This window comes from Halomonas huangheensis (assembly GCF_001431725.1).
GTDB lineage: Bacteria > Pseudomonadota > Gammaproteobacteria > Pseudomonadales > Halomonadaceae > Halomonas > Halomonas huangheensis.
On record NZ_CP013106.1, the window covers coordinates 706524 to 731678 of the forward strand.

21 protein-coding genes are annotated in these 25155 nt (G+C 59.1%); 18 read left to right on the top strand and 3 right to left on the bottom strand.

All coding sequences use genetic code 11. The features are described 5' to 3' along the window. Window positions 1–139: 139 nt before the first annotated feature. Window positions 140–1543, top strand: a complete 1404-nt coding sequence (dbpA, locus tag AR456_RS03260; protein WP_021819916.1) for an ATP-dependent RNA helicase DbpA — start codon at window positions 140–142, stop codon at window positions 1541–1543. A 154-nt stretch (window positions 1544–1697) separates the two neighbouring features. Here dbpA and AR456_RS03265 read toward each other — a convergent pair whose 3' ends face one another. Beyond that, the gene (locus tag AR456_RS03265) at window positions 1698–2657 is read right to left on the bottom strand and encodes a tRNA dihydrouridine synthase (protein WP_021819917.1); all 960 of its coding nucleotides are present in this window, start codon (window positions 2655–2657) and stop codon (window positions 1698–1700) included. Between the two features lie 186 nt (window positions 2658–2843). Here AR456_RS03265 and AR456_RS03270 point away from each other — a divergent pair, with 186 nt between their 5' ends. The 4 genes from AR456_RS03270 (at window position 2844) to olsF (ending at window position 8337) form a co-directional block, all read left to right on the top strand. After that, the gene (locus AR456_RS03270; RefSeq protein ID WP_021819918.1) at window positions 2844–3098 is read left to right on the top strand and encodes an OadG family protein; all 255 of its coding nucleotides are present in this window, start codon (window positions 2844–2846) and stop codon (window positions 3096–3098) included. 87 nt (window positions 3099–3185) lie between these two features. After that, window positions 3186–4988, top strand: coding sequence for a sodium-extruding oxaloacetate decarboxylase subunit alpha (gene oadA / locus AR456_RS03275; RefSeq protein WP_021819919.1), 1803 nt, complete (start codon window positions 3186–3188; stop codon window positions 4986–4988). Window positions 4989–4997: 9 nt separating this feature from the next. Further along, window positions 4998–6320 (top strand): sodium ion-translocating decarboxylase subunit beta, encoded by a 1323-nt coding sequence (locus AR456_RS03280; protein WP_021819920.1) that lies wholly within the window; start codon window positions 4998–5000, stop codon window positions 6318–6320. A gap of 211 nt (window positions 6321–6531) precedes the next feature. Then, the gene (olsF, locus tag AR456_RS03285; RefSeq protein WP_021819921.1) at window positions 6532–8337 is read left to right on the top strand and encodes a bifunctional ornithine lipid synthase OlsF; all 1806 of its coding nucleotides are present in this window, start codon (window positions 6532–6534) and stop codon (window positions 8335–8337) included. Between the two features lie 69 nt (window positions 8338–8406). Here olsF and AR456_RS03290 read toward each other — a convergent pair whose 3' ends face one another. Further along, window positions 8407–9039, bottom strand: coding sequence for an IMPACT family protein (locus AR456_RS03290; protein WP_021819922.1), 633 nt, complete (start codon window positions 9037–9039; stop codon window positions 8407–8409). Next, window positions 9039–9515: a LexA family protein gene (locus tag AR456_RS03295; protein WP_021819923.1), complete on the bottom strand. Its 477-nt coding sequence runs from the start codon at window positions 9513–9515 to the stop codon at window positions 9039–9041. Before AR456_RS03295 ends, AR456_RS03290 begins: the two co-directional genes overlap by 1 nt. Window positions 9516–9788: 273 nt before the next feature. Between AR456_RS03295 and ccmA the strand changes: the two genes are divergently transcribed. From ccmA to AR456_RS03360, 13 genes are all read left to right on the top strand, one after another. Beyond that, window positions 9789–10427 (top strand): cytochrome c biogenesis heme-transporting ATPase CcmA, encoded by a 639-nt coding sequence (gene ccmA / locus AR456_RS03300; protein WP_031208372.1) that lies wholly within the window; start codon window positions 9789–9791, stop codon window positions 10425–10427. Beyond that, window positions 10424–11170 carry a heme exporter protein CcmB gene (gene ccmB / locus AR456_RS03305; protein ID WP_021819925.1) on the top strand — a complete coding sequence of 249 codons (747 nt, stop codon included), beginning with the start codon at window positions 10424–10426 and terminating at the stop codon, window positions 11168–11170. Before ccmA ends, ccmB begins: the two co-directional genes overlap by 4 nt. Before the next feature lie 17 nt (window positions 11171–11187). After that, entirely contained in the window at window positions 11188–11928 is a 741-nt protein-coding gene (locus tag AR456_RS03310; protein WP_021819926.1) for a heme ABC transporter permease, read from the top strand. Continuing rightward, window positions 11928–12131, top strand: a complete 204-nt coding sequence (gene ccmD / locus AR456_RS03315) for a heme exporter protein CcmD (RefSeq protein ID WP_021819927.1) — start codon at window positions 11928–11930, stop codon at window positions 12129–12131. The genes AR456_RS03310 and ccmD overlap by 1 nt, the downstream gene beginning before the upstream one ends. Further along, window positions 12121–12594 (top strand): cytochrome c maturation protein CcmE, encoded by a 474-nt coding sequence (ccmE, locus tag AR456_RS03320; RefSeq protein ID WP_031208375.1) that lies wholly within the window; start codon window positions 12121–12123, stop codon window positions 12592–12594. Before ccmD ends, ccmE begins: the two co-directional genes overlap by 11 nt. A gap of 23 nt (window positions 12595–12617) precedes the next feature. After that, entirely contained in the window at window positions 12618–14630 is a 2013-nt protein-coding gene (locus AR456_RS03325; protein ID WP_021819929.1) for a heme lyase CcmF/NrfE family subunit, read from the top strand. Next, entirely contained in the window at window positions 14627–15175 is a 549-nt protein-coding gene (locus AR456_RS03330) for a DsbE family thiol:disulfide interchange protein (protein WP_021819930.1), read from the top strand. The genes AR456_RS03325 and AR456_RS03330 overlap by 4 nt, the downstream gene beginning before the upstream one ends. Further along, window positions 15166–15648 carry a cytochrome c-type biogenesis protein gene (locus tag AR456_RS03335; RefSeq protein WP_021819931.1) on the top strand — a complete coding sequence of 161 codons (483 nt, stop codon included), beginning with the start codon at window positions 15166–15168 and terminating at the stop codon, window positions 15646–15648. Before AR456_RS03330 ends, AR456_RS03335 begins: the two co-directional genes overlap by 10 nt. Beyond that, entirely contained in the window at window positions 15645–16910 is a 1266-nt protein-coding gene (gene ccmI / locus AR456_RS03340; RefSeq protein WP_021819932.1) for a c-type cytochrome biogenesis protein CcmI, read from the top strand. Before AR456_RS03335 ends, ccmI begins: the two co-directional genes overlap by 4 nt. A gap of 3 nt (window positions 16911–16913) precedes the next feature. Continuing rightward, on the top strand, window positions 16914–20411 hold the full coding sequence (gene smc, locus AR456_RS03345; RefSeq protein WP_021819933.1) for a chromosome segregation protein SMC: 3498 nt from the start codon (window positions 16914–16916) through the stop codon (window positions 20409–20411). A gap of 226 nt (window positions 20412–20637) precedes the next feature. Further along, window positions 20638–22521, top strand: a complete 1884-nt coding sequence (zipA, locus tag AR456_RS03350) for a cell division protein ZipA (protein ID WP_021819934.1) — start codon at window positions 20638–20640, stop codon at window positions 22519–22521. Window positions 22522–22715: 194 nt separating this feature from the next. Next, on the top strand, window positions 22716–24800 hold the full coding sequence (gene ligA, locus AR456_RS03355) for an NAD-dependent DNA ligase LigA (protein ID WP_021819935.1): 2085 nt from the start codon (window positions 22716–22718) through the stop codon (window positions 24798–24800). After that, on the top strand, window positions 24797–25081 hold the full coding sequence (locus AR456_RS03360; protein WP_021819936.1) for a YheU family protein: 285 nt from the start codon (window positions 24797–24799) through the stop codon (window positions 25079–25081). The genes ligA and AR456_RS03360 overlap by 4 nt, the downstream gene beginning before the upstream one ends. The last annotated feature ends 74 nt before the right edge of the window (window positions 25082–25155 follow it).

Genomic DNA, 25155 nt, shown 5'->3' on the forward strand with positions numbered 1-25155 from the left:
CTGATCACGAAGGCTGCATGGGGCAAGGTCTGGGAGCCGGAAGAAGCGCAAAAGCGGCTCATGCCCATTTCGATTGGGAAATTACCTCGCGCTTACCTACAATGCGCCGCCCTCCCTCTAAACTAGACGAGTCCCTGCTTTGAAAACCCCTGATGCCAACCACCCGCGCGATTTCCAGTCGCTGCCACTACAACAGTCCCTCCTGACAAACCTTGAGGATCTCGGCTATACCCGGCTGACGGAAATCCAGGCCGCCGCGCTGCCGGCGATTGTAGAGGGGCGGGATGTGATCGGTCAGGCCAGAACTGGCTCAGGCAAGACCGTGACCTTTGGTCTGGGCCTGCTGCACAAGCTGCAGGTAGAGCAATTCCGGGTGCAGGCTCTGGTCTTGTGTCCTACCCGGGAGCTGGCGGACCAGGTGGCGAGGGAGTTGCGCAAGCTGGCGCGGACCATTCACAACATCAAGATTCTGACCCTATGTGGCGGTATGCCCTTCGGGCCGCAGGTCGGCTCGCTCAAGCATGGGGCGCATATCGTGGTGGGCACGCCCGGGCGCATTGAAGATCACCTGCGCAAGGGCAATCTCGACCTCGGCGAGGTGCAGACTCTTGTGCTGGATGAAGCAGACCGAATGCTGGATATGGGCTTCCAGGCGGTGCTGGACCAGATTCTGGCGGAGCTGCCAAAGCAGCGGCAGACGCTTCTGTTTTCAGCCACTTATCCCGAAACCATTGATGCACTGGCGACGCGGGTGCTGCGCGATCCAGTCAAGGTGGAAATCGCCTCGGCGCATACCCAGAGCACGATCGAGCAGAAATACTACCGGGTGGAGAGCAACGAGGAGCGGCCTGTGGCGCTATACCAGTTGCTGGCCAATTTCGATGCTTCCTCGGCACTGGTTTTCTGCAATACCAGGAAGGATACCGATGAGGCCGCGCAGGCGTTGAAGCGCGCTGGCGTCTCCGCGCTCGCGCTCCATGGAGATATGGAGCAGAGGGATCGAGATTGTACGCTGGCGCTGTTTGCGAATGGCAGCGCTTCCGTTCTGGTGGCGACGGACGTGGCTGCGCGCGGGCTGGATATCGAGGAGTTGCCGGTGGTAGTGAACTACCACCTCTCACGTGACCCGGAGGTGCATGTGCACCGGGTCGGCCGCACCGGGCGAGCAGGGCAGAAGGGGGTGGCGCTATCGCTGGTCAGCAGGAAGGAGGCCCATAAGCTGGAGCGGTTGGAGGAGCTGACTCAGCAGCCGATAACGCTGCAGGATGTTCCGCCGTTGCCCAGCGGCTTTGTGGCTTCACGGCCGGTGATGTCTACGCTGCAGATCGATGGCGGCAGGAAACACAAGGTGCGTGCTGGGGATGTTGTTGGCGCGCTGACAGGGGAAGGTGGCATTGACGGAGCTCAGATTGGGAAAATCCAGTTGTTTGAGCTCTCTACTTTTGTAGCGGTTGAGCGGGAGGTTGCCAGCAAGGCGCTGGGCAAGCTCGTCAATGGAAAATTGAAAGGCCGTAGATTCCGCGCGCGAATCGTGGGTGTCTGAGCGCTTCCGGCGCACAGATTCGCCCGTCATTGAGCCGCGAAACAATCCGTCCGACTGTCCGCTGCCACTGCCTGGTGCTGGAGAATAGCCTGGCTGCATGAGAGCTTGAGCCGAACGCGGGGTGACTCGCAGGTTCTGCTCTCGGAGGGCATGTTCACGACTGGCCGATGGCAATGGCCTGGGGGCTGGGCTGGTGGAGCCCATCAAGGAGGGCATCCAGGTCGGTGATGCGGCGCACGGCCTGAAAACGCTCGGCGGCTTCACTATCCCTGGCGCGCATCTGGTTCATCCATTGCTTGAGTAGTGAAACTACAATTCGTTCTGGTAGTGTAGTACGCTGCAGTGCAGCATATTCGCTGAGTAGGGCGGCGCGCTGCGCCCAACTGGTGTCTGGAAGGCGCTGCCCGCAGCGTTGCCAGTGTCGGATGCGTGGTGCCAGCCAGGGGTCAGCAAGAGCGCCGCGGCCCAGCATGACATGACGGCAGCCGGAGAGGGTTCGAGCCTTCCAGTAATCCTCCAGGCTCCAGATGTCGCCATTGGCGACGACCGGGATGCTCAATTGTGTGCGGATACGGCCGATCCATTCCCAGTGGGCAGGAGGCTTGTAGCCTTCGTCGCGGGTGCGGGCATGAACCACCAGTTGCCTGGCGCCGGCATCCTCGGCCGCTCTGGCGCACTCCAATGCCAGGCGACGGTTGGAGAAGCCGAGGCGGATCTTGGCGGTAACCGGAATCACGTCGCCCACAGCACGGTATACGGCGTCTACCGCACGGAACAAGCGGCGTGGATCGCGCAATAATGAAGCACCGCCGTCGTGTCGGTTGACGAGCTTGGCCGGGCAGCCGAAGTTGAGATCGAGGCTGATGGCTCCCAGACGCAATGCCTGTTGTGCATTGGCGGCAAGTGCCTCGGGGTCGGAGCCGAGAAGCTGTAGGTGGACGGGGATGTTGCTGGGAGTGGCGATAGGCTGTGTGGCGAGCTCCGGGCAATGCCTGTAGAACACACGAGGTGGTAGGCGTGCGTCGACCACCCGTACGAATTCGGTGACTGTCCAGTCGAAGCCGGGGGTGCGAGTCAGCAGGTCTCGAGCGTGGTAATCGATCACGCCCTCCATGGGAGCGAGCCCTATGCGACCTTCGTCTAGCTGATGGGTGTGTAGTAAATTAACAACCAAAACTGCTACCTTAACGCAATTGTCATCTACTGCTTATGTGGCAGTCTACAACATCAAAATTACTGAAAAGTGTGCGGTTCGTGAAAAATAAGCACACTTTCGTGCGATAAAAAGGGGGTGTTCCGCATGCAGGACTCACAGCTTCTAAGCGAAGGTCTCAGCCTGATGGGACTTGGCATGGGCTTCGTTTTTGTTTTTCTTACGGTGCTTGTGGTTACCGTGACGCTGATGTCTCGCGTTATCGGTCGTTTCTTTCCACAGCCGGTGGCGCCGACTGCCGCCCCTCGCAAGGCTACTGTTGCGTCTCCGCAGCAGGATGAAACCTTGATGGCGGTTATCGCCGCTGCCATTCATCAGCATCGGCAGCGCCATCGTCGCTGATTCTGCACCGATTGCAACGAATTTCCAGCTCATCTCCGTTTTTTGCAAGCTTATTCCCGAAACTTTCAACGATAACAGGGCTTTGATATGAGTGAGATTCAACGACCGCTCGGCATCACCGATGTCGTGCTGCGCGACGCCCATCAGTCGCTGTTCGCTACCCGCATGCGCATCGACGACATGCTGCCGATTGCCGAGAAACTCGACAAGGTCGGGTTCTGGTCGCTCGAATCCTGGGGTGGCGCGACCTTTGATGCCTGCATTCGCTATCTGGGTGAGGACCCCTGGGAACGCATTCGTGCCCTCAAGGAAGCCATGCCCAATACCCCTCAGCAGATGCTGTTGCGTGGTCAAAACCTGCTCGGATATCGCCATTACGCTGATGATGTGGTGGACCGTTTCGTCGAGCGGGCGAAGACCAACGGCGTGGATGTATTCCGTGTCTTCGATGCAATGAATGATCCGCGTAACCTGGAACGGGCAATCAAGGCGGTCAAGGCCAATGATGGTCATGCTCAGGGCACGATTTCCTATACGGTCAGCCCGGTCCATACCCTTGATAGCTGGGTAGAGTTGGCGAGCACCATTGCCGATATGGGTGCCGACTCATTGGCGATCAAGGATATGGCTGGGCTACTGACTCCCTATACCGCTTATGAGCTGGTAACACGGCTCAAGCAGACCCTGGATATTCCCATCCACATGCAGTGCCATGCCACGACCGGCATGTCCACGGCGACGGCGCTCAAGGCCGCTGAAGCCGGCATCGACAATGTGGATACCGCGATTTCTTCGATGTCGATGACTTATGGACACAGTCCTACCGAGTCGCTGGTGGCGATCCTCAAGGGCACTGAGCGTGATACCGGATTGGATCTCGAGTTGCTCGAAGACATTGCTGGATATTTCCGTGAGGTGCGCAAGAAATATGCTGCCTTCGAAGGCTCTCTCAAGGGCATTGACTCGCGCATTCTGGTCGCTCAGGTGCCGGGTGGCATGCTGACCAATATGGAAAGCCAGCTCAAGGAGCAGGGGGCGGGGGATCGTCTCGATGATGTACTTGCTGAAATACCGCGAGTGCGTGAGGACCTCGGTTATATCCCTCTGGTCACGCCAACGTCTCAGATCGTTGGGACGCAGGCGGTCATGAACGTGATGATGGGAGAACGCTACAAGTCGATCTCCCGCGAAGTGCAGGCGCTGCTCAAAGGTGAGTACGGTGTGGCGCCGGCTCCCTTCAACCGTGAATTGCAGCAACGTGTGTTGGAAGGTGGAGAGGCGATTACCGAGCGCCCGGCTGACCGTTTGAGCGCGGAAATGGAGCGTCTCACCGGTGAGCTTACCGACAAGGCGGCTAGTGATGATATTCGTCTGGCCGAGGGTGAGCAGCAGATCGATGATGTGCTGACTTATGCGTTGTTCCCGCAGATTGGCTTGAAGTTTCTCAAGAACCGCGATAATCCCGATGCCTTCGAGCCCGCGCCGACGCTGGAATCTGCCCAGTCGGCCACTCAGACTGCTGTGGTCAGTACCGCGGCACCTTCCAATGGTCCGGAGACCTACACCGTCAAGGTCAACGGTAATGCCTATGTGGTTGAGGTCAGTGAAGGTGGTGAGATTACTCAGGTGGCGGACTCTTCATCTTCGCCTTCATCTGCGCCTGCACCGGCTACTTCCAGTGGCATGAGCGTGGATGCACCGCTGGCCGGCAATATCTTCAAGGTCAACGTCAAGCCGGGTGACAGCGTGGCCGAGGGTGATGTTGTGGTGATCCTCGAGGCGATGAAGATGGAAACCGAGGTGCGCGCTCAGGCGGCCGGCACCGTATCCGAGGTCAAGGTGAGTGAAGGCGACAGTGTGTCTGTAGGCGACGCACTGGTCGTCCTCTAGGGGCGTATCATGGAGAAGATTCTGACGCTCTGGTATGGCTCTGGGCTATACAACCTGAGCCTTGGTCAGGCGGTGATGATCGTGGTCGGGCTGATGCTGTTGTGGCTGGCGATGGCGAAGAAATTCGAGCCACTGTTGTTGGTTCCGATCGGCTTCGGCGGCATTCTGGCCAACATCCCCGAGGCTGGGCTGGCGCTGTCGGCAGCTGAGCAGGCCGCGCATCTGGGTCGTCCCGAGCTGTTGACGCAGATGGCTCAGGCGCTGGGAACCAGCCTGCCTGCGGGCGCTGATATCGCGAGCTGGAGACACGGCCTGGAAGAGTTGCTGCATGGGGATATCTCGCCGGCGCTGCTGCGTGCGGCCAATGATGTCGCCATGGATGCTGGTTTTGCACATGGCATGCTGTATCAGTTCTACAGTGTGGCCATTGCTTCCGGTATTGCGCCGTTGGTGATCTTCATGGGGGTTGGCGCGATGACCGATTTCGGCCCATTGCTGGCCAACCCCAGGACACTGTTCCTTGGTGCGGCGGCTCAGTTCGGCATCTTTGCCACACTGCTGGGTGCGGTGGTGCTGTCGGCGGCCGGGGTGATGGACTTTACCCTCAATCAGGCAGCAGCCATTGGCATCATCGGCGGCGCCGATGGTCCGACCTCGATCTATGTGGCCAGCATCCTTGCGCCGGAGTTGCTGGGCGCGATTGCAGTCGCGTCCTACTCCTACATGGCGCTGGTGCCGCTGATTCAGCCACCGATCATGCGTGCCCTGACCACGGCGAAGGAGCGCGAGATCGCCATGACGCAGCTGCGTCCGGTCTCTCGCCTGGAGAAGATTGTCTTCCCGTTGGCGCTGCTGATTCTGGTTGTGCTGTTTCTCCCAGACGCCGCACCGCTGCTGGGGATGTTCTGCTTCGGTAACCTGATGCGCGAATGTGGCGTGGTCGAGCGTCTATCGGATACGGCTCAGAATGCGCTGATCAATATCGTCACCATCTTCCTCGGCCTTTCGGTGGGCTCGAAGTTGATGGCGGATCGCTTCCTGGCGGTTGAGACCCTCGGGATTCTCGGTCTGGGCATGGTGGCCTTCGCGATCGGTACCGCCTGTGGCGTGTTGATGGCCAAGGTGCTGAATATGGTCAGCAAGAACCCGATCAACCCTTTGATCGGTTCCGCAGGCGTGTCGGCGGTGCCGATGGCGGCTCGGGTTTCCAACAAGATAGGTCTGGAGTCCAATCCGCATAACTTCCTGCTGATGCATGCCATGGGGCCGAATGTGGCTGGTGTCATCGGGTCGGCGGTAGCCGCCGGGGTGATGATCAAGTACCTCGGTTGAGGTTGCTCTGCCACTCAAGGAAATGGCGCCTTCCTCGGTAACGGGGAGGGCGCTATTGTATTGGTGACTCACAGAGCGGCTCTGGACCACTCGTATCCGCTGGTTTGTCCGCTAGCTGCGGAGAGTCTCCGAACTACCACGCAATAGCCATCCAACTGTCATTTTCTCAGCTTAGTCTGGCCCCATTGCTACCGCGGCAAGGGGAAGGCAGATGATCGACATCGATGGCGCATTGCGTGACAAGGCTCCAGCGGTTCAGCGTTGGCCGAGTTGGTGTCGGCGCTTGCTCGTGGCCGGGCTCAAGCGGCTGGTGCATGAGCAGGAGATCAATGACTTTCTGATCCAGCATCAGAATGCCGGTGGCATGGAGTTTATCGACCGAGTGCTGGAGCGGCTGGACTTCGGCTATACCCTTTCCTCACGCGAGCGTGACAATATCCCGGTGACTGGACGAGTAGTTATCGTCGCCAACCATCCACTGGGAGCCCTCGACGGCCTGGCGTTGGTGCGCATGGTGGCCGACCTGAGACCTGACGTTAAGATCATTGCCAATGACCTGTTGATGCAGATCCGCCCGCTGGCGCCTTTGCTGCTGCCGGTGGATAACCTGTCGCGCAAGGGGTTTCGCAAGAGTCTGCAGGGGATTGTCGATGCGCTGGATGATGAGCAGGCAGTAATCGTGTTTCCCGCTGGGGAGGTTTCTCGCGCTGGTCCTTCCGGCATCAAGGATGGCGACTGGATGTCTGGCTTTCTGCATGCTGCACGCCGTACCAATGCGCCGATTGTGCCGGTACATGTCGGAGGACGTAACTCCTCACTGTTCTATTCGCTGACGTCTCTCTATTCGCCACTGGGCACGCTGTTGTTGCCGCATGAGATGTTTCGTCAGCGCGGGCGACAGGTTGCGATGCGCGTTGGCGGCGAGATTCCGTTGCAGCGCTTCGATCGTGATGATCTGGCAACTGCTGCCAAGCTCAAGCTATTGCGTAAACACGTCTATCGTCTGGGTAAAGGGCGTAGTGGTGTCTTTGTCAGTGAGTCGGGGATTGCTCACCCGGAAAGTCGCCAGCGTCTGAGAGAGGAACTGTCGTGTGCCGAGCGCCTCGGAGAAACGCCGGATGGCAAGCAGATCCTGCTGTTTGACTACCGCCCCGATTCGGCAGTAATGCATGAAATCGGGCGCTTGCGTGAGATTACCTTCCGCCGAGTTGGTGAGGGCACCGGCAAGAAGCGTGATATCGATGAGTACGATGTTCTCTATCGGCACCTGGTGCTCTGGGATGACAAGGATCTCGAGATTGCCGGTGCTTACCGTCTTGGCGAGGTAGGCAAGATTCTGGAGGCGCGTGGCGTCGAGGGTCTGTACAGCTCGACCATCTTTCACCTCGATAATGCGCCCTTGCAGGAATGGTGCAATGGCCTGGAGCTCGGTCGCAGCTTTGTCCAGCCACGTTATTGGGGGCGTCGCAGCCTGGATTATCTGTGGCTGGGTCTGGGCGCCTATCTACGCAAGCATCCAGAAGTTCGCTGGCTGTTTGGCCCGGTGACCATTCCCAATCATATGCCACCGTTGGCCAAGGAATTGCTGCTCAGCTATTACCGTCACTATCACGCCAATGACACCAGTCTGATTCGACCGCGGGCGCCGGTGCAGTTGTCGTCGGCCGGGCGTCATGAGGCCGAACGGCTGTTCTCCGGTAATGACATCAAGGAAGATTTTCAGCGCCTCCGGCATGCGCTGCAGGCGATGGGGGCTGGTGTGCCTGCGCTCTACAAGCAGTATGTGGAGGTGGCTCAGCCCGGAGGCGTCAGCTTCCATGCTTTCGGCGTCGATACCGGGTTCAGCTACTGTATCGATGGGCTGGTGGCGGTGGATGTCACGCAGCTGAAGCCGGAAAAACGCGCCCGCTACATCGGGGAAATGGCACCTGCCGGCAACTCAGCAACTGCTGCGGAAAAGGCTGTCGACATGGACGTTGATGGAGTCGCTGCCACCAGGGCGACCGCAGGGGTATAAGCCGGGTAGTTACCAGCATGCCTGGTAATGACCGGCATCGCGCCTGGCTAACAACAACACTCGAGCGTGTCATGGTGTCAGTTGGGAGTCATCTTCCAATTGCAACTTGCCCTTGAGGCGCGAATGCAGAGCGCTGACATCTACCTGGGTATCACTGGGCCAACCCAATGCCAGAGTCACTCCGTCGGCAGCATAGAGAACATCGACGATGGTGATGTCGTGTTGCGCACACCAATCTCTGGTGTCGGCTTCCCCTGCAAACTCGATGCGCACACGCACCTCACGCCGCTCGGTGACTTCTCGTCTGGGCACCTCGGCCAGAGCAGCCATTACCGCTTGGGTGTAGGCGCGAGCCAGGCCACCGGTGCCCAGCTTGATACCACCGAAGTAGCGAGTGACTACCGCGGCTACCTGGCCGATGCCATCACCGGTGAGGGCCTGGTACATCGGGCGGCCTGCGGTGCCGCCGGGCTCACCGTCGTCGGAAAAGCCGATATGGACCTGCTCCCCCGGAGGCCCGGCGATAAAGGCACTGCAGTGGTGGCTGGCATTGGGGTGGGCGTTGCGTGCGGCTGCCAGCAGGCGGTCGAATGCCCCATTGTCCGGCGCATGGGCCAGCCAGGTGATGAAACGACTGCGTTCGATCTCGATCTCGACTTCAAACCAGTTGTCGGGAGTGAGGTCGGGAACCGGATAGCGCATCAGGCTGCCATCTCTGCTCGCCGGGCGACACCCATGACCAGGCCCAATACTCGAATATCGCTATTGCGCAGATAGATGGCTGGCATGCTGGTGTTGGCCGGTTGCAGACGCACACCATTCTTCTCGATATACAGCTTCTTCAGGGTGACCTCCTGGTCGTTGATCATGACCACTGCTGTTTCGCCGTTCTCGGCGCTTTCCTGACGTTCAATAATGATCACATCGCCATCGAAGATATTGCAATCGATCATTGAGTTGCCACGCACCTGGAGGGCGTAGGTATTGCGGCGGATCATGCGTGATGGGACATGAATAGTGGCATCGCTGCTGCATACCTCGATCGGCATACCCGCCGAAACACTACCCGCCAGCGGAATCTCGACGCTGCTGTCGGGGTCGTGGTCAATGGCAGCCCAACTCTCGGCGATGGGTAGGTTGGGTAGGCGTTGAAAGAACTGCAGTGTGACGGTGGTCATGGCACGTGGTCTCCCCTTGGTGGGCACTGCCTGCATTCGACGCGCAGGTGGATCTTGCGAGTCGTCGTGGCAGCACCTCCCTTGCGTAAAATACCTGTCGATACATACAGTGTTTTGATGAAGGATAGCAGCGCCAGCAAAACACGCAAGTATCAAGAATCTGCCGTAGGTGGTCATGACACGAACCTGCGACGGCTTGCCGCCTGTGGTTGCTGGTTCGACTGCGGCAATACGTGTAAAGTCTGTGCGAATCTGTTGATCCTGGGGTGCGTCTTGAGTCTGAGTCTTGAAGCTCGGCAACTGGCATGCGAGCGCGATGGCCGCTGGTTGTTTCGTGGCCTCGACCTGACCCTGAAGCCTGGGGATGTACTACGCGTCGAAGGCCCCAACGGAAGTGGCAAGACCACTTTGCTCAAGGTGCTCTGTGGGCAGATTACTGATGTTGAAGGTGAGGTGCTGTGGCAGGGGCGACCCTTACGTCGCGCGCGTGCCGACCTGTTGGCCAATCTCGTGTACCTCGGTCATGGCGCCGGGATCAAGGCGCATCTCAGTGCGTTGGAGAACCTGCGTTGGTATCAGGCCATCAATGGCGACGGCGTCTCGCTGTCCGATTGTGAGGAAGCCCTTGAAAGTGTCGGGCTCGCCAGCTTCGAGGATGTGCCTGCCTTCCAGTTATCGGCAGGACAGCAACGGCGAGTAGCGTTGGCGCGCCTTTATCTGGCTCGGGGATTGCTGTGGATTCTCGATGAACCGTTCACCGCCATTGATGCGGAAGGTGTATCAGCGCTGGAGCAGTTGTTGGCACAGCACGCCAGTCGTGGCGGAGCAGTGTTGGTAACTACTCACCACGCGCTGGATCGAATACAAGGCCTGCGTAGGCTGCGCCTCGGCAGCGAGGTGGCGGCAGCATGAAGCGCGAGTTTTCATCGGCTGATCAGGCGGCCAGTGCGAAACCATTGGTGTTGCGCACCGCCGGCACAGGGCTGGGGCGTGCACTGGCGGCGACGTTCAAGCGTGACCTTCTGGCGGTGGCGCGTCGGCCGGGGGATGCGCTGACACCGCTGATGTTCTTCGCCATGGTCATCACGCTGTTTCCTCTGGGGATTTCTCCTGATGCCGATCAACTGGCGCTGATTGCTCCGGGTATTCTGTGGGTGGCCGCGTTGCTTGCGGCGCTATTGTCGCTGGATGGGCTCTTTCGTGCTGACCACGACGACGGTACCCTGGAGCAGTTGATGCTCACGCCGCATCCGCTAGCGGTGCTGATGCTGGCCAAGGTTGCCGTGCATTGGTTGGTCACCGGGGTGCCGCTGGCGCTGCTGGCACCCTTGCTGGGGTTGACGCTGGCGCTGCCCGAGGGGAGTTATCTGGTGCTGTCAGCGTCCGTGGTGTTGGGTAGTGCCTGCATCAGCCTGATCGGTGCCATCGGTGCTGCGCTGACGGTTGGGTTGGCGCGTGGAGGAATGCTGCTGGCGTTGATTGTGTTGCCACTGTTCATGCCAATACTGATCTTTGCCAGCGGTGCCATCGTTGCGGTCATTGAGGGTGGCCCCTGGCTGGCGCACCTGGCAATTCTCGGCGCCTTTTTATGCGGGGCATTGATGCTGGCGCCATTGGCGATTGCAGCATCTCTGCGCGTCAGTCTTCATGGTTGATTCAAGGAATTTTCCCGATGTGGGCCTTTTTCCATAAACTCGGATCGCCGCGCTGGTTCTATGCTATCGCGGCACGTCTGGAGCCCTGGTGCTGGACACTGGCACTGCTGCTGATCCTTGTCGGTAGCGTCTGGGGACTGGCGTTTGCGCCGGCGGATTACCAGCAAGGCAACAGTTTCCGCATTATCTATATCCATGTGCCGGCGGCCTTCCTGGGTCAGTCGATCTACATGGCCATGGCGGTCTGTGGATTCGTCTACATGGTGTGGAAAATCAAGGTTGCCGATATGGCTGCTGCCATGATGGCGCCATTGGGTGCGGTAATGACCTTCATGGCGCTGTTGTCAGGGTCGGTATGGGGCAAGCCAACCTGGGGGACCTGGTGGCAGTGGGATGCGCGTCTGACGTCGATGCTGATTCTGCTGTTTCTGTATATTGGTGTGATGGTGCTGCGTGGGGCGTTCCATCGGCCTGAAGCGGCGGCAAGGGCGGCGGCAATACTGACCATGGTAGGGGTGGTCAATATTCCGATCATCAAATACTCCGTTGACTGGTGGAACACATTGCATCAGCCCGCCACCTTTACGATTACCGAGCGTCCGGCGATGCCGGTCGAGATGTGGTTGCCGCTGTTGGTCATGGTGCTCGGCTTCTATGCCTTCTTTGCCGCCTTCACCCTGACTCGGGTGCGTAGCGAGATACTGCGCCGCGAGGGCAACAAACGCTGGGTGCTGGATATGTTCAGGGAGACGCGTTGATGGCGTTCGATTCTTTTGCCGAACTGCTCGCCATGGGCCGACATGGTGTCTATGTATGGACCGCCTGGGGAATCAGTCTTGGGCTTTTGACACTCTGCATCCTGCTGGTTCGTGGTGAAAGCCGTGCTGTGCAGCGTACCTTGCGTCGGCGTAGCCGGCGAGAGCTGAACGCCAGCTCAGGGGAGGCTGATCATGAGGGCTAAACGCCGTAATCGTATGCTGATCGTCCTCGGTCTGGTGGTGTTGTGTGCCATCGGTGTGGGGCTGACGCTTTATGCACTGCGCAGCAACATCAATCTGTTTTTCAGTCCGGTGCAGATTGCCGCCGGGGAGGCACCCTTGAATCGTCAGTTACGTGCCGGAGGCATGGTCAAGGAAGATAGTGTCGAGCGTCATAGTGACAGTCTCGATGTCAGTTTTGTGGTGACGGATTTCGTCGATCAGGTCGAGGTACGCTACAGCGGAATCTTGCCGGATCTGTTCCGCGAGGGGCAGGGTGTGGTAGTGGTTGGCAAGTTGACGGAAGGCGGCTGGATCGCAGCCGATGAGGTGCTTGCCAAACACGACGAGAATTACATGCCGCCAGAGGTAGCTGAAGCGCTCGAGAAGGCAGGCTACTCCCCAGCGGACTATCGACAGGCGCCTGAGGCATCGGAAGCGCGCTGAATGCTCAGGGCAAGGACTCCAGTATGGTGATCGAGATGATTCCTGAAATCGGCCATTTTGCGCTGATCATTGCGCTGCTGATGGCGCTGTTCCAGGCCATTCTGCCGCTTGCCGGTGCCGCGACACGCCGCCCGCTGTGGATGGCCTACGCACGCCCGATGGCGGCAGGGCAGCTGGCGTTTCTGTTGATCGCCTACGGCTGTCTCACGGCGAGCTATATGCTGGATGATTTCAGTGTCATCAACGTGGCCGACAACTCCAACTCGATGCTGCCCTGGTACTACAAGTTCAGTGCGGTGTGGGGCAACCACGAAGGATCGGTGCTGCTGTGGAGCTTGATACTCGGGGGCTGGAGCTTTGCCGTTGGCTGTTTCTCGCGGGCACTGCCGCCTGACATGGTGGCACGTGTACTGGGTGTCATGGGCCTGGTCAGTACCGGTTTTCTGGCTTTCGTGCTGTTCACTTCCAATCCCTTTGCGCGCACGCTACCCAATGTCCCACCCGATGGCGCGGACCTCAATCCGTTGCTGCAGGATATCGGGCTGATCATCCATCCGCCCATGCTGTACATGGGCTATGTCGGTTTCAGTGTGGTCTTTGCCTTCGCCATCGCGGCTCTGCTTGGCGGGCGCCTCGACTCAGCCTGGACCCGCTGGGCACGACCCTGGACCAATATTGCCTGGGCGTTTCTCACCGTTGGTATCGCGCTGGGAAGCTGGTGGGCGTATTACGAACTGGGCTGGGGTGGCTGGTGGTTCTGGGACCCGGTAGAGAATGCCTCGCTGCTGCCCTGGTTGGCGGGTACGGCGCTGATTCACTCGCTGGCGGTAACCGAGAAACGCGGTACCTTCAAGAGTTGGACGGTGCTACTGGCGATCATAACGTTCTCGCTGTCATTGATGGGGACTTTCCTGGTGCGCTCCGGGGTACTGACTTCGGTACACGCCTTTGCCAACGACCCCTCGCGCGGCCTGTTCATCCTGGTGCTGTTGGGCATCACCGTTGGTCTGTCGCTACTGCTGTTTGCCCTGCGTGCTCCGCGGGTTAGCCAACCGGGTGCCTTCAACTGGTTGTCCCGCGATGCCCTGCTGCTGGTCAACAACATCCTGTTGGTGGTGATGACGGTCACGGTATTGCTGGGCACGGTGTATCCACTGCTGCTGGATGCCCTGAGTCTCGGCAAGATCAGCGTGGGGCCACCATACTTCAATGCCGTATTCGTGCCGCTGACGGTGATCCTGTGTGCATTCATGGGGCTTGGTCCGAGTGCGCGTTGGAAACGCATGACAGGACGTGAACTGGTTCGGCGCCTGGCGCTGGCAGGTGTGCTGGCGTTGGTGATCGGCGCGGCGATACCGCTGCTCTATCACGGTGAGTGGAATCTGAAAGTGGCCATCGGCATGGTCTGTGCGTTGTGGCTGGTACTGTCGCTAGTACGTGACCTGTGGCACAAGACGTCGGGCAGTAGTGCCGGATTGACCGCCTTGAAACGCCTGACACCCGCCTACTGGGGCATGGTGCTGGGACACCTGGGCCTGGCAGTGACCATCATCGGTGTGACCCTGGTGTCCAATTATGCTGTTGAGCGCAGCGTGCGCATGGGCGTTGGTGACAGCATTGAAATGGAGGGGTTCACCTTCACCATGACCCGCCTCGATGAGCGTCGTGGCCCCAATTACATCTCGGATGCTGCCACCATTGAGGTGCAGCGTGGTGACAGTGTTCGACGTTTCATCATGACGCCGGAGAAGCGCCTCTATATTGCCCGCGGCATGCCGATGACACAGGTGGCGCTGCGTCCGGGGCTGTTCCGTGATCTGTATATTGCCATGGGCGAGGAGCTCGAAGGCGATAGCTGGGCCATGCGTTTCCAGATCAAACCCTTCGTTCGCTGGCTGTGGCTGGGGGCGCTGCTGATGGCTATCGGTGGCCTGGTCGCCGTTGTCGATCGACGCTACCGACGCCGGCTCGCGATCAGAGAGCCGCAGGTGCGTGATGATTCAATTGAGTCAACTGCCCGGGAGGTCGGGGCATGACGCGTCGTCTGTTGCTGTTGTTGCCGTTGCTGGCGTTCCTGGTACTGGCGGTGTTTCTGTATCGCGGATTATCGATCAATCCCTTCGAGCGTGAGTCGGCATTGATGGCACGCGAGTTCCCGGATTTCTCGTTGAGCACCCTGGCGGACCCGCAGCGTCAGGTGGATGTCAGCTTGCTCCAGGGCGAAGTTACGCTGGTCAACGTCTGGGGTTCCTGGTGTCCTACCTGCCGTCAGGAAATGCCGCAATTGCTGGCATTGGCCGAGCGTGGTGTACGACTGGTCGGAGTCGACTACAAGGAACAAGGCACTGACACCGCTCAGCAAAGGGACAAGGGCAGCGCCTTTCTGCGTCAATTCGGTAACCCCTTCGAGGTCAATATCTTCGACCCCGAGGGAACGCTTGGCTTTGACCTCGGAGTATACGGGGCCCCGGAGACCTTTCTCGTCGATGCCGAAGGTGTGATTCGCTATCACCATACCGGCTATATCACCGCCGAGGATGTCGATAAGGTGATCATGCCGGAGGTGGAAAAATGGCGTTGATGCGTAGTCTCATGCTGGGCGCGTTGGTGATGTTGGCGTTGCTGGGCAGCGGTTCGTTGCTCGCCGAGGCCATTGAAGTGCGGTCGTTCGACAACCCGGTTACCGAGCAGCGTTATCAGGACCTGACCGCAACGCTGCGCTGCCCCAAGTGCGAGAATCAGGCGATTGGTGATTCCAACTCGCCGATTGCCGCTGACATGCGCGAGCGGGTCTATCTGCAGTTGAAGGATGGCCGCTCCGATAAGGAAATTATCGACTACATGGTCGAGCGTTTCGGTGACTATGTACTCTACAACCCGCGTCTCGAAGGGCGAACCCTGTTGTTGTGGGGCCTGCCGGGCGCGCTGGTACTGGTTGGCGTCGTCACTCTTGTGCTGTTGATTCGCTCGCGGCGCAAGTCCCGCCTGCAGGCCTTGTCGCAGGAAGAGCAGCAACGTCTGGCGGCATTGATGAAGCGTGAGGTTGGTGAATGATATTGATGTGGCTGGCCTTTGCGCTGCTGTTGTTGGTGGCTGCCTGGTTGTTGATGATCCCTTTACGCCGTGCGGCGAAGGTCGAGAAGCGGCAGCGCGATCTGGAGGAACGTGATGATGCTGCTGAGCAGAATCTGTCCGTATATCGACGCCGAGAGGCCTCTCTGAAAGAAGCCCGCGAGCGTGGTGATATCGACCAGCAGCGCTTCGAGGAAGACCTTCACGAACTGCAGCGTTCACTTCTGGATGACACGGCGTATCTGCAGCGCTCGCCACTGAAGTCGGCGCGGGCCGGGCGAATCATGGTACCGGTGCTGGTGGCGCTGATGGTGATCGCTAGCCTTGTCTGGTATCGCTGGGAAGGTGCAGAAGGTGATCTGGCATTGCATCAGGCCATCAAGACGGTTCGTGAGGATCCGCAGCGAACGCCACAGAAACTGATGGCAGCTGTCGAGCAGCAGGCACAGCATCAACCTGAGAATTCTGATGTGTGGCGTACGCTTTATCCGCTCTATCGTGACAGCGGTCAGCTGGATAAGGCCGAGGATGCGTTGCAGCGTTTGATTACCCTGGAAGGACGTAAATCCTGGTGGTTGGCGGAGAAGGCACAGATTCTGTACTTCGCCAATCAGCGCCAACTGACACCAGAGGTTCAGGGCTTGGTTGACGAGACATTGGCGATGGATGCCAATGAGCCAACCTTGATGGGACTTCTGGGAGTTGATGCCTTCGAGAAACAACAGTATCAGCAGGCGATCGACTACTGGCGTCGGGCTCTGGCAGCCGATATTCCTGCCGCGATTGCCAGTGCGATGCAAGAGGGGATCCATGTTGCCCAGCAGCGCCTTGATGGAAACAACACTGATGTAAACAACATTGCTGGCAACAATGCCGCAGCGACTGTCACTGGCAACCGGATTGCGGTGGAGTTGTCATTGGCCCCTGAGCTGAGCGACAGCTTGCCGTCGGATGCTATTGTGTTCGTGGTTGCCAGAGATAGCGCAGGTCAGCTGCCTCCGCTGGCGATTCAGCAGTTACGTCTGAACCAGCTTCCGGCCACGGTAATGCTGAGCGAAGCCAACGCCATGTCACCGGCCGCCAGCCTCAAGGGCAGCAACGAAGTGCGCCTGGTGGCGCGGGTTTCGGCCAGTGGTCAGGCGCAATCCCAGCCCGGTGATTTGATGGGCGAGCGCACAGGGGTTGCAGTATCGACGACAGATCCGGATCCTGTCGCGCTAACCATCGATCAGGTAGTCGAATAATCCATGCGTCTGACGTCGATTCGTCTTGCGGGTTTCAAGTCGTTTGTTGATCCGGTCACGGTGCCTTTTCAGGGCAATATGACCGCGGTCGTCGGACCCAATGGCTGTGGCAAGTCAAATATCATCGATGCGGTACGTTGGGTAATGGGCGAGTCATCGGCCAAGACGCTGCGTGGCGAGTCGATGACCGATGTCATCTTCAATGGTTCCACCGGGCGCAAGCCGGTAGGCATGGCATCCATCGAATTGGTCTTCGACAATCGTGACGGCTCGTTGGGCGGCGTCTACGCCCAGTACGCGGAAATCTCGGTCAAACGCCAGGTCACTCGCGATGCTCAGTCGAGCTACTTCTTCAACGGCCAGAAATGTCGCCGCCGGGATATTGCTGACCTGTTCCTGGGTACCGGCCTCGGGCCGCGCTCCTACTCGATCATTGGCCAGGGCATGATCTCGCGGCTGATCGAGGCGCGCCCCGAGGAGCTGCGCGCTACCCTCGAGGAAGCCGCCGGGATCTCGAAGTACAAGGAGCGTCGTCGCGAAACCGAAAATCGCATGCGTCGCACTCAGGAGAACCTCGAGCGACTCGAGGATATTCGTGAGGAGCTCGACAAGCAGCTCGAACGACTTCGACGCCAGGCGGAAGCAGCCAAACGCTATCAGACCCTGAAACAGGAAGAGCACCGGGTGAAGGGCGAGTTGGCCCTGCTTCGTGGTCGTGCGTTGCGTGCCAGTCAGAACGAGCAGGAAGGTCGTGTTCGCGAGCAGGAGACGGCAGTCGAGCGCGAAGTGTTGGGGATGCGTCAGTGCGAGACTCGGCTTGAGGAAGCGCGGGCTGAACACGACGGCATTGCTCAGGATCTCGACGTGCGACAGTCCAGCTTCTACGAAACCACCACAGCGATTGCACGTCTTGAGCAGGAGCTTGAACACACTCGCTCGCGGGATCAGCAGTTGGCACGTGACCTCGAGGGTGCCAAGCGCGAATTGGAGGAACTGGCACGCCTGGGAGAGACCGATGAGCAGCGCCTGCAGAGTCTCGAAGAGCGCCTCGAAAGCCTGGCGCCGGAGCAGGAAGAGCTGTCCGAGCAGTTGGCGGAGCTTGAAGCAGCACTCGAAGAGGCTGAGCCAGCGGTGGAAGAGCGCGATGCCGAGTGGGAGGCGTTCAATGAACGCTGGCGTAATGACAGTCATGCCGCAGAACGTAGCCAGGATCGTCTGCGTGAGTTGGAAAGCCGTCTCGAACGTATTACCGCTGACCGCAACAAGCGTCGTCAGCAACTCGAGGAACTACCGGACATCGCCGCGCTCAGTGCCCAGCGTGATCAAATCAAGGAGCGTCTGGCCGAGAGCGATGAGCGCCAGGCCATGCTCGAAGAGCAGCGGGAGAACCTGGCGAGCCAGCGAGACGATGGTCGTCAGGCGCTCACCGAGCACGATGCTGCACGCGATGAACGACGCTCCCGGCGCAGTGCGCTCCAGGGCGAGATCGCCTCGCTCGAAGCATTGATCAGCGCCGCTTTGGCGGATCACGATGAGGGGCTTGATCAGCAACTCGATAGCCTGGGGCTTGCTGAAGCTCCACGGCTGGGTGAGCAATTGGATGTTGATGTCGGTTGGGAGGAGGCCGTTTCCTGGGTACTGGCGCCATGGCTCAAGGCGCGACTGGCCGCGATCGATACCAGTGGTGACGCCTTGAGTACGATGCACGGTGCTGGAGAGATCGCACTTCTTGATGCCACCGAGATCTCGGCACCCTCTGGTAGCCTGGCCGCTAGAGTCCGCGGAGCCGGCGCAGGTAGCCTATGGCTTGCAGGCATCCGTTGTGCTGAATCACGGGCAGCAGCCTGGGCGGCGCGGGAGCAACTGCAGCCAGGTCAGAGCTGGATCACCAACGATGGCTTGTGGCTGGGGCCGGGTTGGGTGCGCTTGCGTGGCGAAGGCGATGGTCCCGATGCCTTGCTGGTCAGTCGTCGGCGTCTGGCAGAGGCTAATGCAACCCTGGGAGACGTCGAGGCCGAATTGGTCCGCCTGGATGCTGAATATGAGGCGGCGCAGCAGCGTGTCGCCGATGCTGAGCAAGCTCTGGAGCAGCTGCGACTGGATGAGCGGGACCTGGATCAGGCTCGTCAGCAATTGGCGGTACAGGACAGCGGGCTCGCCAGTCGTCTCGAACATCTGTCGAGCCGAGGTTCGGAGATTCATGAAGAACTCGAAAGCCTTGCCGAATCCGATGAGGAAACACGGCTCGCGATCGAGGAAATCAGAGAGCAGTGGCAGAGCGCCATGGCGCGCCTGGAAGAAGGCGCGGAAGTGCGCGAGCGGCTTGAGCGTCGTCGTAGCGAGGCACGCGAGCAGCTGGTCTCGCTGCGTACCCGACAGAGACCCTTGAGTGAGCGTTCCCAGCAATTGACGCTGGACTACCAACGGATGACAACCGAGCGCGCAGGGCTGGCCGAGCAACAGGGACGAGCCGGAGATACTCGTACTCGACTCGAGGAACGCGTTGCTGAACTCGAGGAAGCTCGAGAGGGCCTGCATGAGCCGGATGAGGAACGTCGTGAGCGTCTCGACGAATTGCTCTATCGCCGTGAGCGTGAGGAACGTGAGCTGAACGAAGCGCGTGGACGAGCTTCGGCACTGGTGGAGCGTCTACGCGACGATGAGCAGGCACGTCAGCAGCATGAGCGGGCCCTTGATGGGGTACGTGAGCGGTTGCAGGAAGCGCGCATGCAAGTTCAGGCGTTGGCGCTGAAGGCTGAAACCCAGGACGAGCAGCTCAAGGAGCTGGGCCATGATATCGATCAGTTGACCGAAAACCTCGATCCCAACGCCACCGAATCCGCCTGGCAGACGCGCCAGGAAGAGCTGGGTGACAAGATTCGCCGCCTGGGGGCGATCAATCTGGCGGCCATCGAGGAGTATGAGCAACAGGCTGAGCGGCGTAACTATCTTGAGGCTCAGCAGGCAGAATTGAACGAAGCACTGGAAACCCTGGACAAGGCTATTCGGCGTATTGATCAGGAGACGAGGACTCGCTTCCGTGACACCTTCGAGAAGGTCAATGCCGGCCTGCAATCGCTTTTCCCGCGGGTCTTCGGCGGCGGAGCCGCATGGTTGACGCTGACGGGCGATGATTTGCTTGAAACGGGAGTTGCCATCATGGCACGCCCACCCGGTAAGAAGAACAGTACTATTCATTTGCTGTCCGGGGGAGAAAAAGCACTTACTGCGTTGTCTATGGTATTTGCTATCTTTCAACTAAATCCAGCTCCGTTCTGTATGCTTGATGAAGTTGATGCGCCATTGGACGATGCCAATGTTGGGCGATATGCCAAACTGGTGAAGGAAATGTCCGAGAGTGTTCAGTTTATCTACATCACGCATAACAAGATTGCGATGGAAGCAGCAGAGCGTTTGATGGGCGTCACTATGCAGGAGCCGGGTTGTTCTCGCCTGGTATCGGTCGATGTAGATGAAGCCGCAGCCTTGGCTGAGGCATAATAAACTTGAAAGCTAGTTGCAAAAGGTTTACCAAATAACACCATAATACTGTTTGGCAAGATAGGCAGAGGGATTCAGAAGGGCGAATGTGAAAGGCGTTGTCGAGAAGACCGGAGAAAAAAACGGCGCTTGACAAACAAAAAAAGTGGCCTTTTTTTTCGCGATCACGCTATGCTGTTGACGGACAACCTACAGGCATGGCGCCTTAGCAAAGGCATGACGACCCATGGAACTTAGAGAGTGGCTGATCATACTGGGGCTGGCATTGGTGACACTCATCGTTATTGATGGTGTACGTCGACTGCAGCGCCAACGACGCACTCCCCGCCTGGACGAAGTAGCGGGGGATGGCTTGCAGACTGCGAGCGTGGATGGACCCGATCCAGACGCCGAGGCCCGAAAGGCCGAGGTGGACTGGGAGTTGCCCAATGGAGGGGCGCGTGTCGTTAGACCCGCCGACTTCTCCAGTGTGCAACCCAAACCCAAGCTCGAACGTCAGGAGCACCCGGGACCATCGCGCGTGCTGCATGAGTTCCGTGTGTCTCAACAACGGACCGAAGAACATGAGGCAAGCGCTGCTGGCGCATCGTCTTCGGCAATTGCTGCTGCATCTTCTTCTGCAGCGGACGCAAGGCCCGCCACTGACTCCGTCCAGCCGAGCAGCAGCAGGCCGAGCGATGGTGGAAGGTCAGAGCAACCCGAAAAGGTGGCCGAAGCTGAACAGGCTGTGCCGCCTCAAGCTGTAATCAGTGACTCCGCTCCGTCGGCGGAGTCTTCTGATGACGCAGCTCAAACGGTTACTGGTGCTGAACCGGTGAGTAATGAGCCGGTGAGTAATGAGCCTTCTGATGCCGGGTCCGAAAAGGTAGAGATGCAAGCGGCCAGCGCGCCTTCGACGTCGGTCGATGTTGATGTTGAAGAGACACCGACTTCCGAGACCACTGCTGCTTCCAGCGAGAAGAAGACTTCCACGAAGGGGGCTTCCACGGAACGGCGCGAACCGATTCTCGGCTCTGCTGATGACGAGGAAAGCAACGAACTGGCGGCGGAGCCATTGGCCGCAAACCCTGACGATCATGATGAATACGATGATGATCGTTATCGTCTGGTTGATTTCGAGGGCATGGGCGACTCGTTCAAGACACGTTCTCGCCAGGTTGGCTCCTCGGTTCAGCGTTTTGGTGCCTCGCTGCAGAAATCGTTGGCAGAGCGTCGCGAGAACAAACGAGTTGAGCGTGAACGTCGCGAGAAGCTCAAGGCAGAGAAAGCCGCAGAAGCTGCACGCATTGCCGAACAGAAGGCGGTTGAGCAGAAGGCTGCCCGGGAAGCGGCAGAGGCCGAGCAGGCCCGCCTGGAACTGGAGCGTCAGCAACAGCAGGCCCGTCTGGAGCTGGAACGTCAGCAACAGGCACCGGCTGCCTACGACGATGATTACGATCCGTTGTTCGCTCCGCGTCGTGACACACCGCGCTTCGATTATGACGGCCTCGACGATGTTGCGGAGTACGAGCCTGCACTCTCTGCGCAAGAAGAACCGAAGATCAGTGCGGAAGTTGATGATGGCCCGACCTTTGCAGACAACAGCAAGGTCCGGGTTCATCCGGTGCTGGAGAAGGCGCTGCGTCACGACGTCAATGCCGAGCATGCTCGCGATAGCCTGGCCAATGCCGATGAGATCATCGTTATCAGCGTGATGTCTCGTGATCCTGCTGGTTTCCCGGGATCGCAACTGCTCGAGCTGATGATGGCTTGTGGTCTGCGCTACAGTCGGGAGATGGGAATCTTCCACCGCTTCGAGACCGAAGAAGTGGATAGTGCTCTGCAGTTCTCGATGGTCAATGTCCTCAAGCCGGGCTCTTTCCCGATTGAGGCGATGGATGACTTCACTACGCCGGGCGTCACTCTATTGATGCCGCTACCGAGTGCTACTGACACCTCAGCTGCCTTCGAGGCCATGGTCGAGACAGCCATGGTGATCGTGAGACACATGGGTGGCGAGTTGAAGGACGAGAACCGTAGTGTGATGACAGCACAGACTGTCGAGTTCGCTCGTCAGCGGGTACAGGAGTTCGAGCGCCGCCATCGTCTGCACCGTTATCAGGTCAACTGATGATGAGCTGATGGCACGCTGACCCAGCGCAGCAGATTCAAGCGGCCCCATGGTGAATTGCCATGGGGCCGCTTGGCGTTTGGGCGGCTTGGCGTTTGGGCGGCTTGGCGTTTGGGCGGCTTGTCGTTTAGAGGTTGGCGGTTTCAGGCTAGAATAGCCTCAGCCAACGCTCCGGATTTCTGCTGAAGGTTGCCATGACCCAGGACACCGCAATTCGCGATGAAGTAACTCGGCTGCGTGCCGAGCTTGAAGACGCCAATCACCGTTATTACGTACTTGATGATCCGTTGCTCGCTGATGCCGAGTACGACCATCGCTTGCGGCGGCTACAGGAAATCGAACAGGCGCATCCCGAGTTGCTGACCGAGGACTCTCCCACTCAGCGAGTCGGCGCTCAGCCGGCTGATGGTTTTCCAGCGGTGGAGCATGCGTTGCCGATGCTGTCGCTGGACAATGCTTTCAATGAGGATGAGCTGCGCGCTTTCGTGGAACGTGTGGCGAAGTTGCTGGAAGTTGAGCCGCAGAATGTCGTCTTCAGCTGTGAACCTAAACTCGACGGCGCCGCGGTATCTCTGGTCTACGAGAACGGGCTACTGGTCAGTGGCGCGACTCGTGGTGACGGCCGCACCGGTGAAGGCATCATCTCCAATCTGCGCACACTACGTTCGATACCCTTGAAATTGCGTGGCGACACTTACCCCGAACTCCTCGAAGTTCGAGGAGAAGTGATCATGAATCATGAGCGTTTTGAAGCCATGAACGAACACGCTCGAGAGCACGGGTTGAAAGTGTTTGCCAACCCGCGCAATGCTGCTGCTGGTAGCTTGCGTCAACTGGACCCAAGAGTGACGGCAACTCGTCCACTGGAGTTCAGTGCCTACCAGGTGGCTCGCATTGATATGGCGCGTATCGATGACTCCTTGCTGCCAACGCACAGTGAGCAGATGAAGCTGCTCAAGGCGTGGGGAGTCCGCTCCAGTGCAGAACTGGAAGTGGTCACAGGTGCCGAAGGCATCATCGACTACTGCCGTCGCCTCGGCGAGCGTCGCGATGGGCTCGGCTATGATATCGATGGCGCGGTGATCAAGGTCGACGATCTGCGCCTGCAGCGTGAGCTGGGTTTTGTGGCGCGCGCGCCACGCTGGGCGATTGCCTTCAAGTTTCCCGCTCAGGAGCAGGTCACTCGTCTCAATGACGTCGAGTTCCAGGTCGGCCGCACCGGGGCGATCACTCCGGTGGCACGCCTCGAGCCAGTTTCGGTCGCGGGGGTGACGGTATCCAACGCCACCCTGCACAACGCCGATGAAATCGCCCGCCTCGGGGTGAAGATTGGCGATACCGTGGCCATTCGTCGTGCTGGTGATGTTATCCCTCAGGTGGTGCGAGTCATTGAGGATCAAAGGCCCGAGGATGCTCGTGAGATCGAGTTTCCGAGCGAGTGTCCGGTATGTGGCTCGGACATCGAGCGTGTCGAAGGTGAGGCTGTAGCACGTTGCTCCGGTGGGCTTGTGTGCGCCGCGCAACGCAAGGAGGCCCTCAAGCACTTTGCCGGTCGACGGGCGATGGATATTGACGGACTGGGCGTCAAATTGATCGAGGCGCTGGTCGAGCGCGACTGGGTCAAGACTCCCGCCGACCTGTTTCATCTCAAGGCCGAGGATCTGGCCGAACTGCCACGCATGGCCGAGAAGTCGGCCAATAACCTGGTCGCTTCACTGGAGAAATCCCGACATACCAGCCTGGCGCGTTTCATCTTTGCCTTGGGAATACGTGAAGTTGGGGAGGCTACTGCTGCTAACCTGGCTGCTCACTTCGGTACACTGGAAGCGGTGATGCAGTCAGACCGAGCGGCATTGGAGGCGGTCGAGGATGTGGGGCCGATCGTTGCGGCGCATGTAGAGACCTTCTTCCAGCAACCACACAATGTGGAAACCGTACGCGCACTGATCGATGCCGGTGTGGATTGGGATGAGGCAGAAATCGTGCGCGGTGCGACACCTCTCGAAGGACAGAGCTGGGTGTTGACCGGAACTCTGGAAAGCATGACCCGTGACGAAGGCAAGGAGCGCCTGCAGGCGCTGGGCGCCAAGGTTGCCGGCAGCGTATCGAAGAAGACCAGTTGCCTGGTAGCTGGCCCTGGTGCTGGCAGCAAGCTGACCAAGGCCGAGCAGGCGGGTGTGCCGGTTATCGATGAGCAAACCTTTCTTGAGCGACTTGCCGAGTGGGAAGCACTGCCTGCTGCGAGTGTCGAGAACGCGGGTGAGGAGCATAGCCAATGAGTCGTTTTGTTGAAGTTCCCTGGCGCATGATTCCGACAGAAACGCTTGATGCGTTGCTGGAAACCTACGTGACTCGCCAGGGCTACGACTCGACCGATACGGGTGAGGGCATGCACGGCTGGGTGCGCGAACTGCGTGCCCAACTGGAGAAGTCGGAACTGGTCATCGCCCATGATCTGGGTACCGAATCCACCGAAGTCATGACCCTCGCCCAGTGGCGTGCCTTCGGCCGCGATCTCGCCGACGACGAGGAAGAAGGGGATTATGATGGCATGGCGTAGCCAGCCGATTCGCTGAAGCGATCGGCTGGAGAGGGAAAGGGGAAAGAAGGAAGACTGGAGGGAAAGAGGGAAGA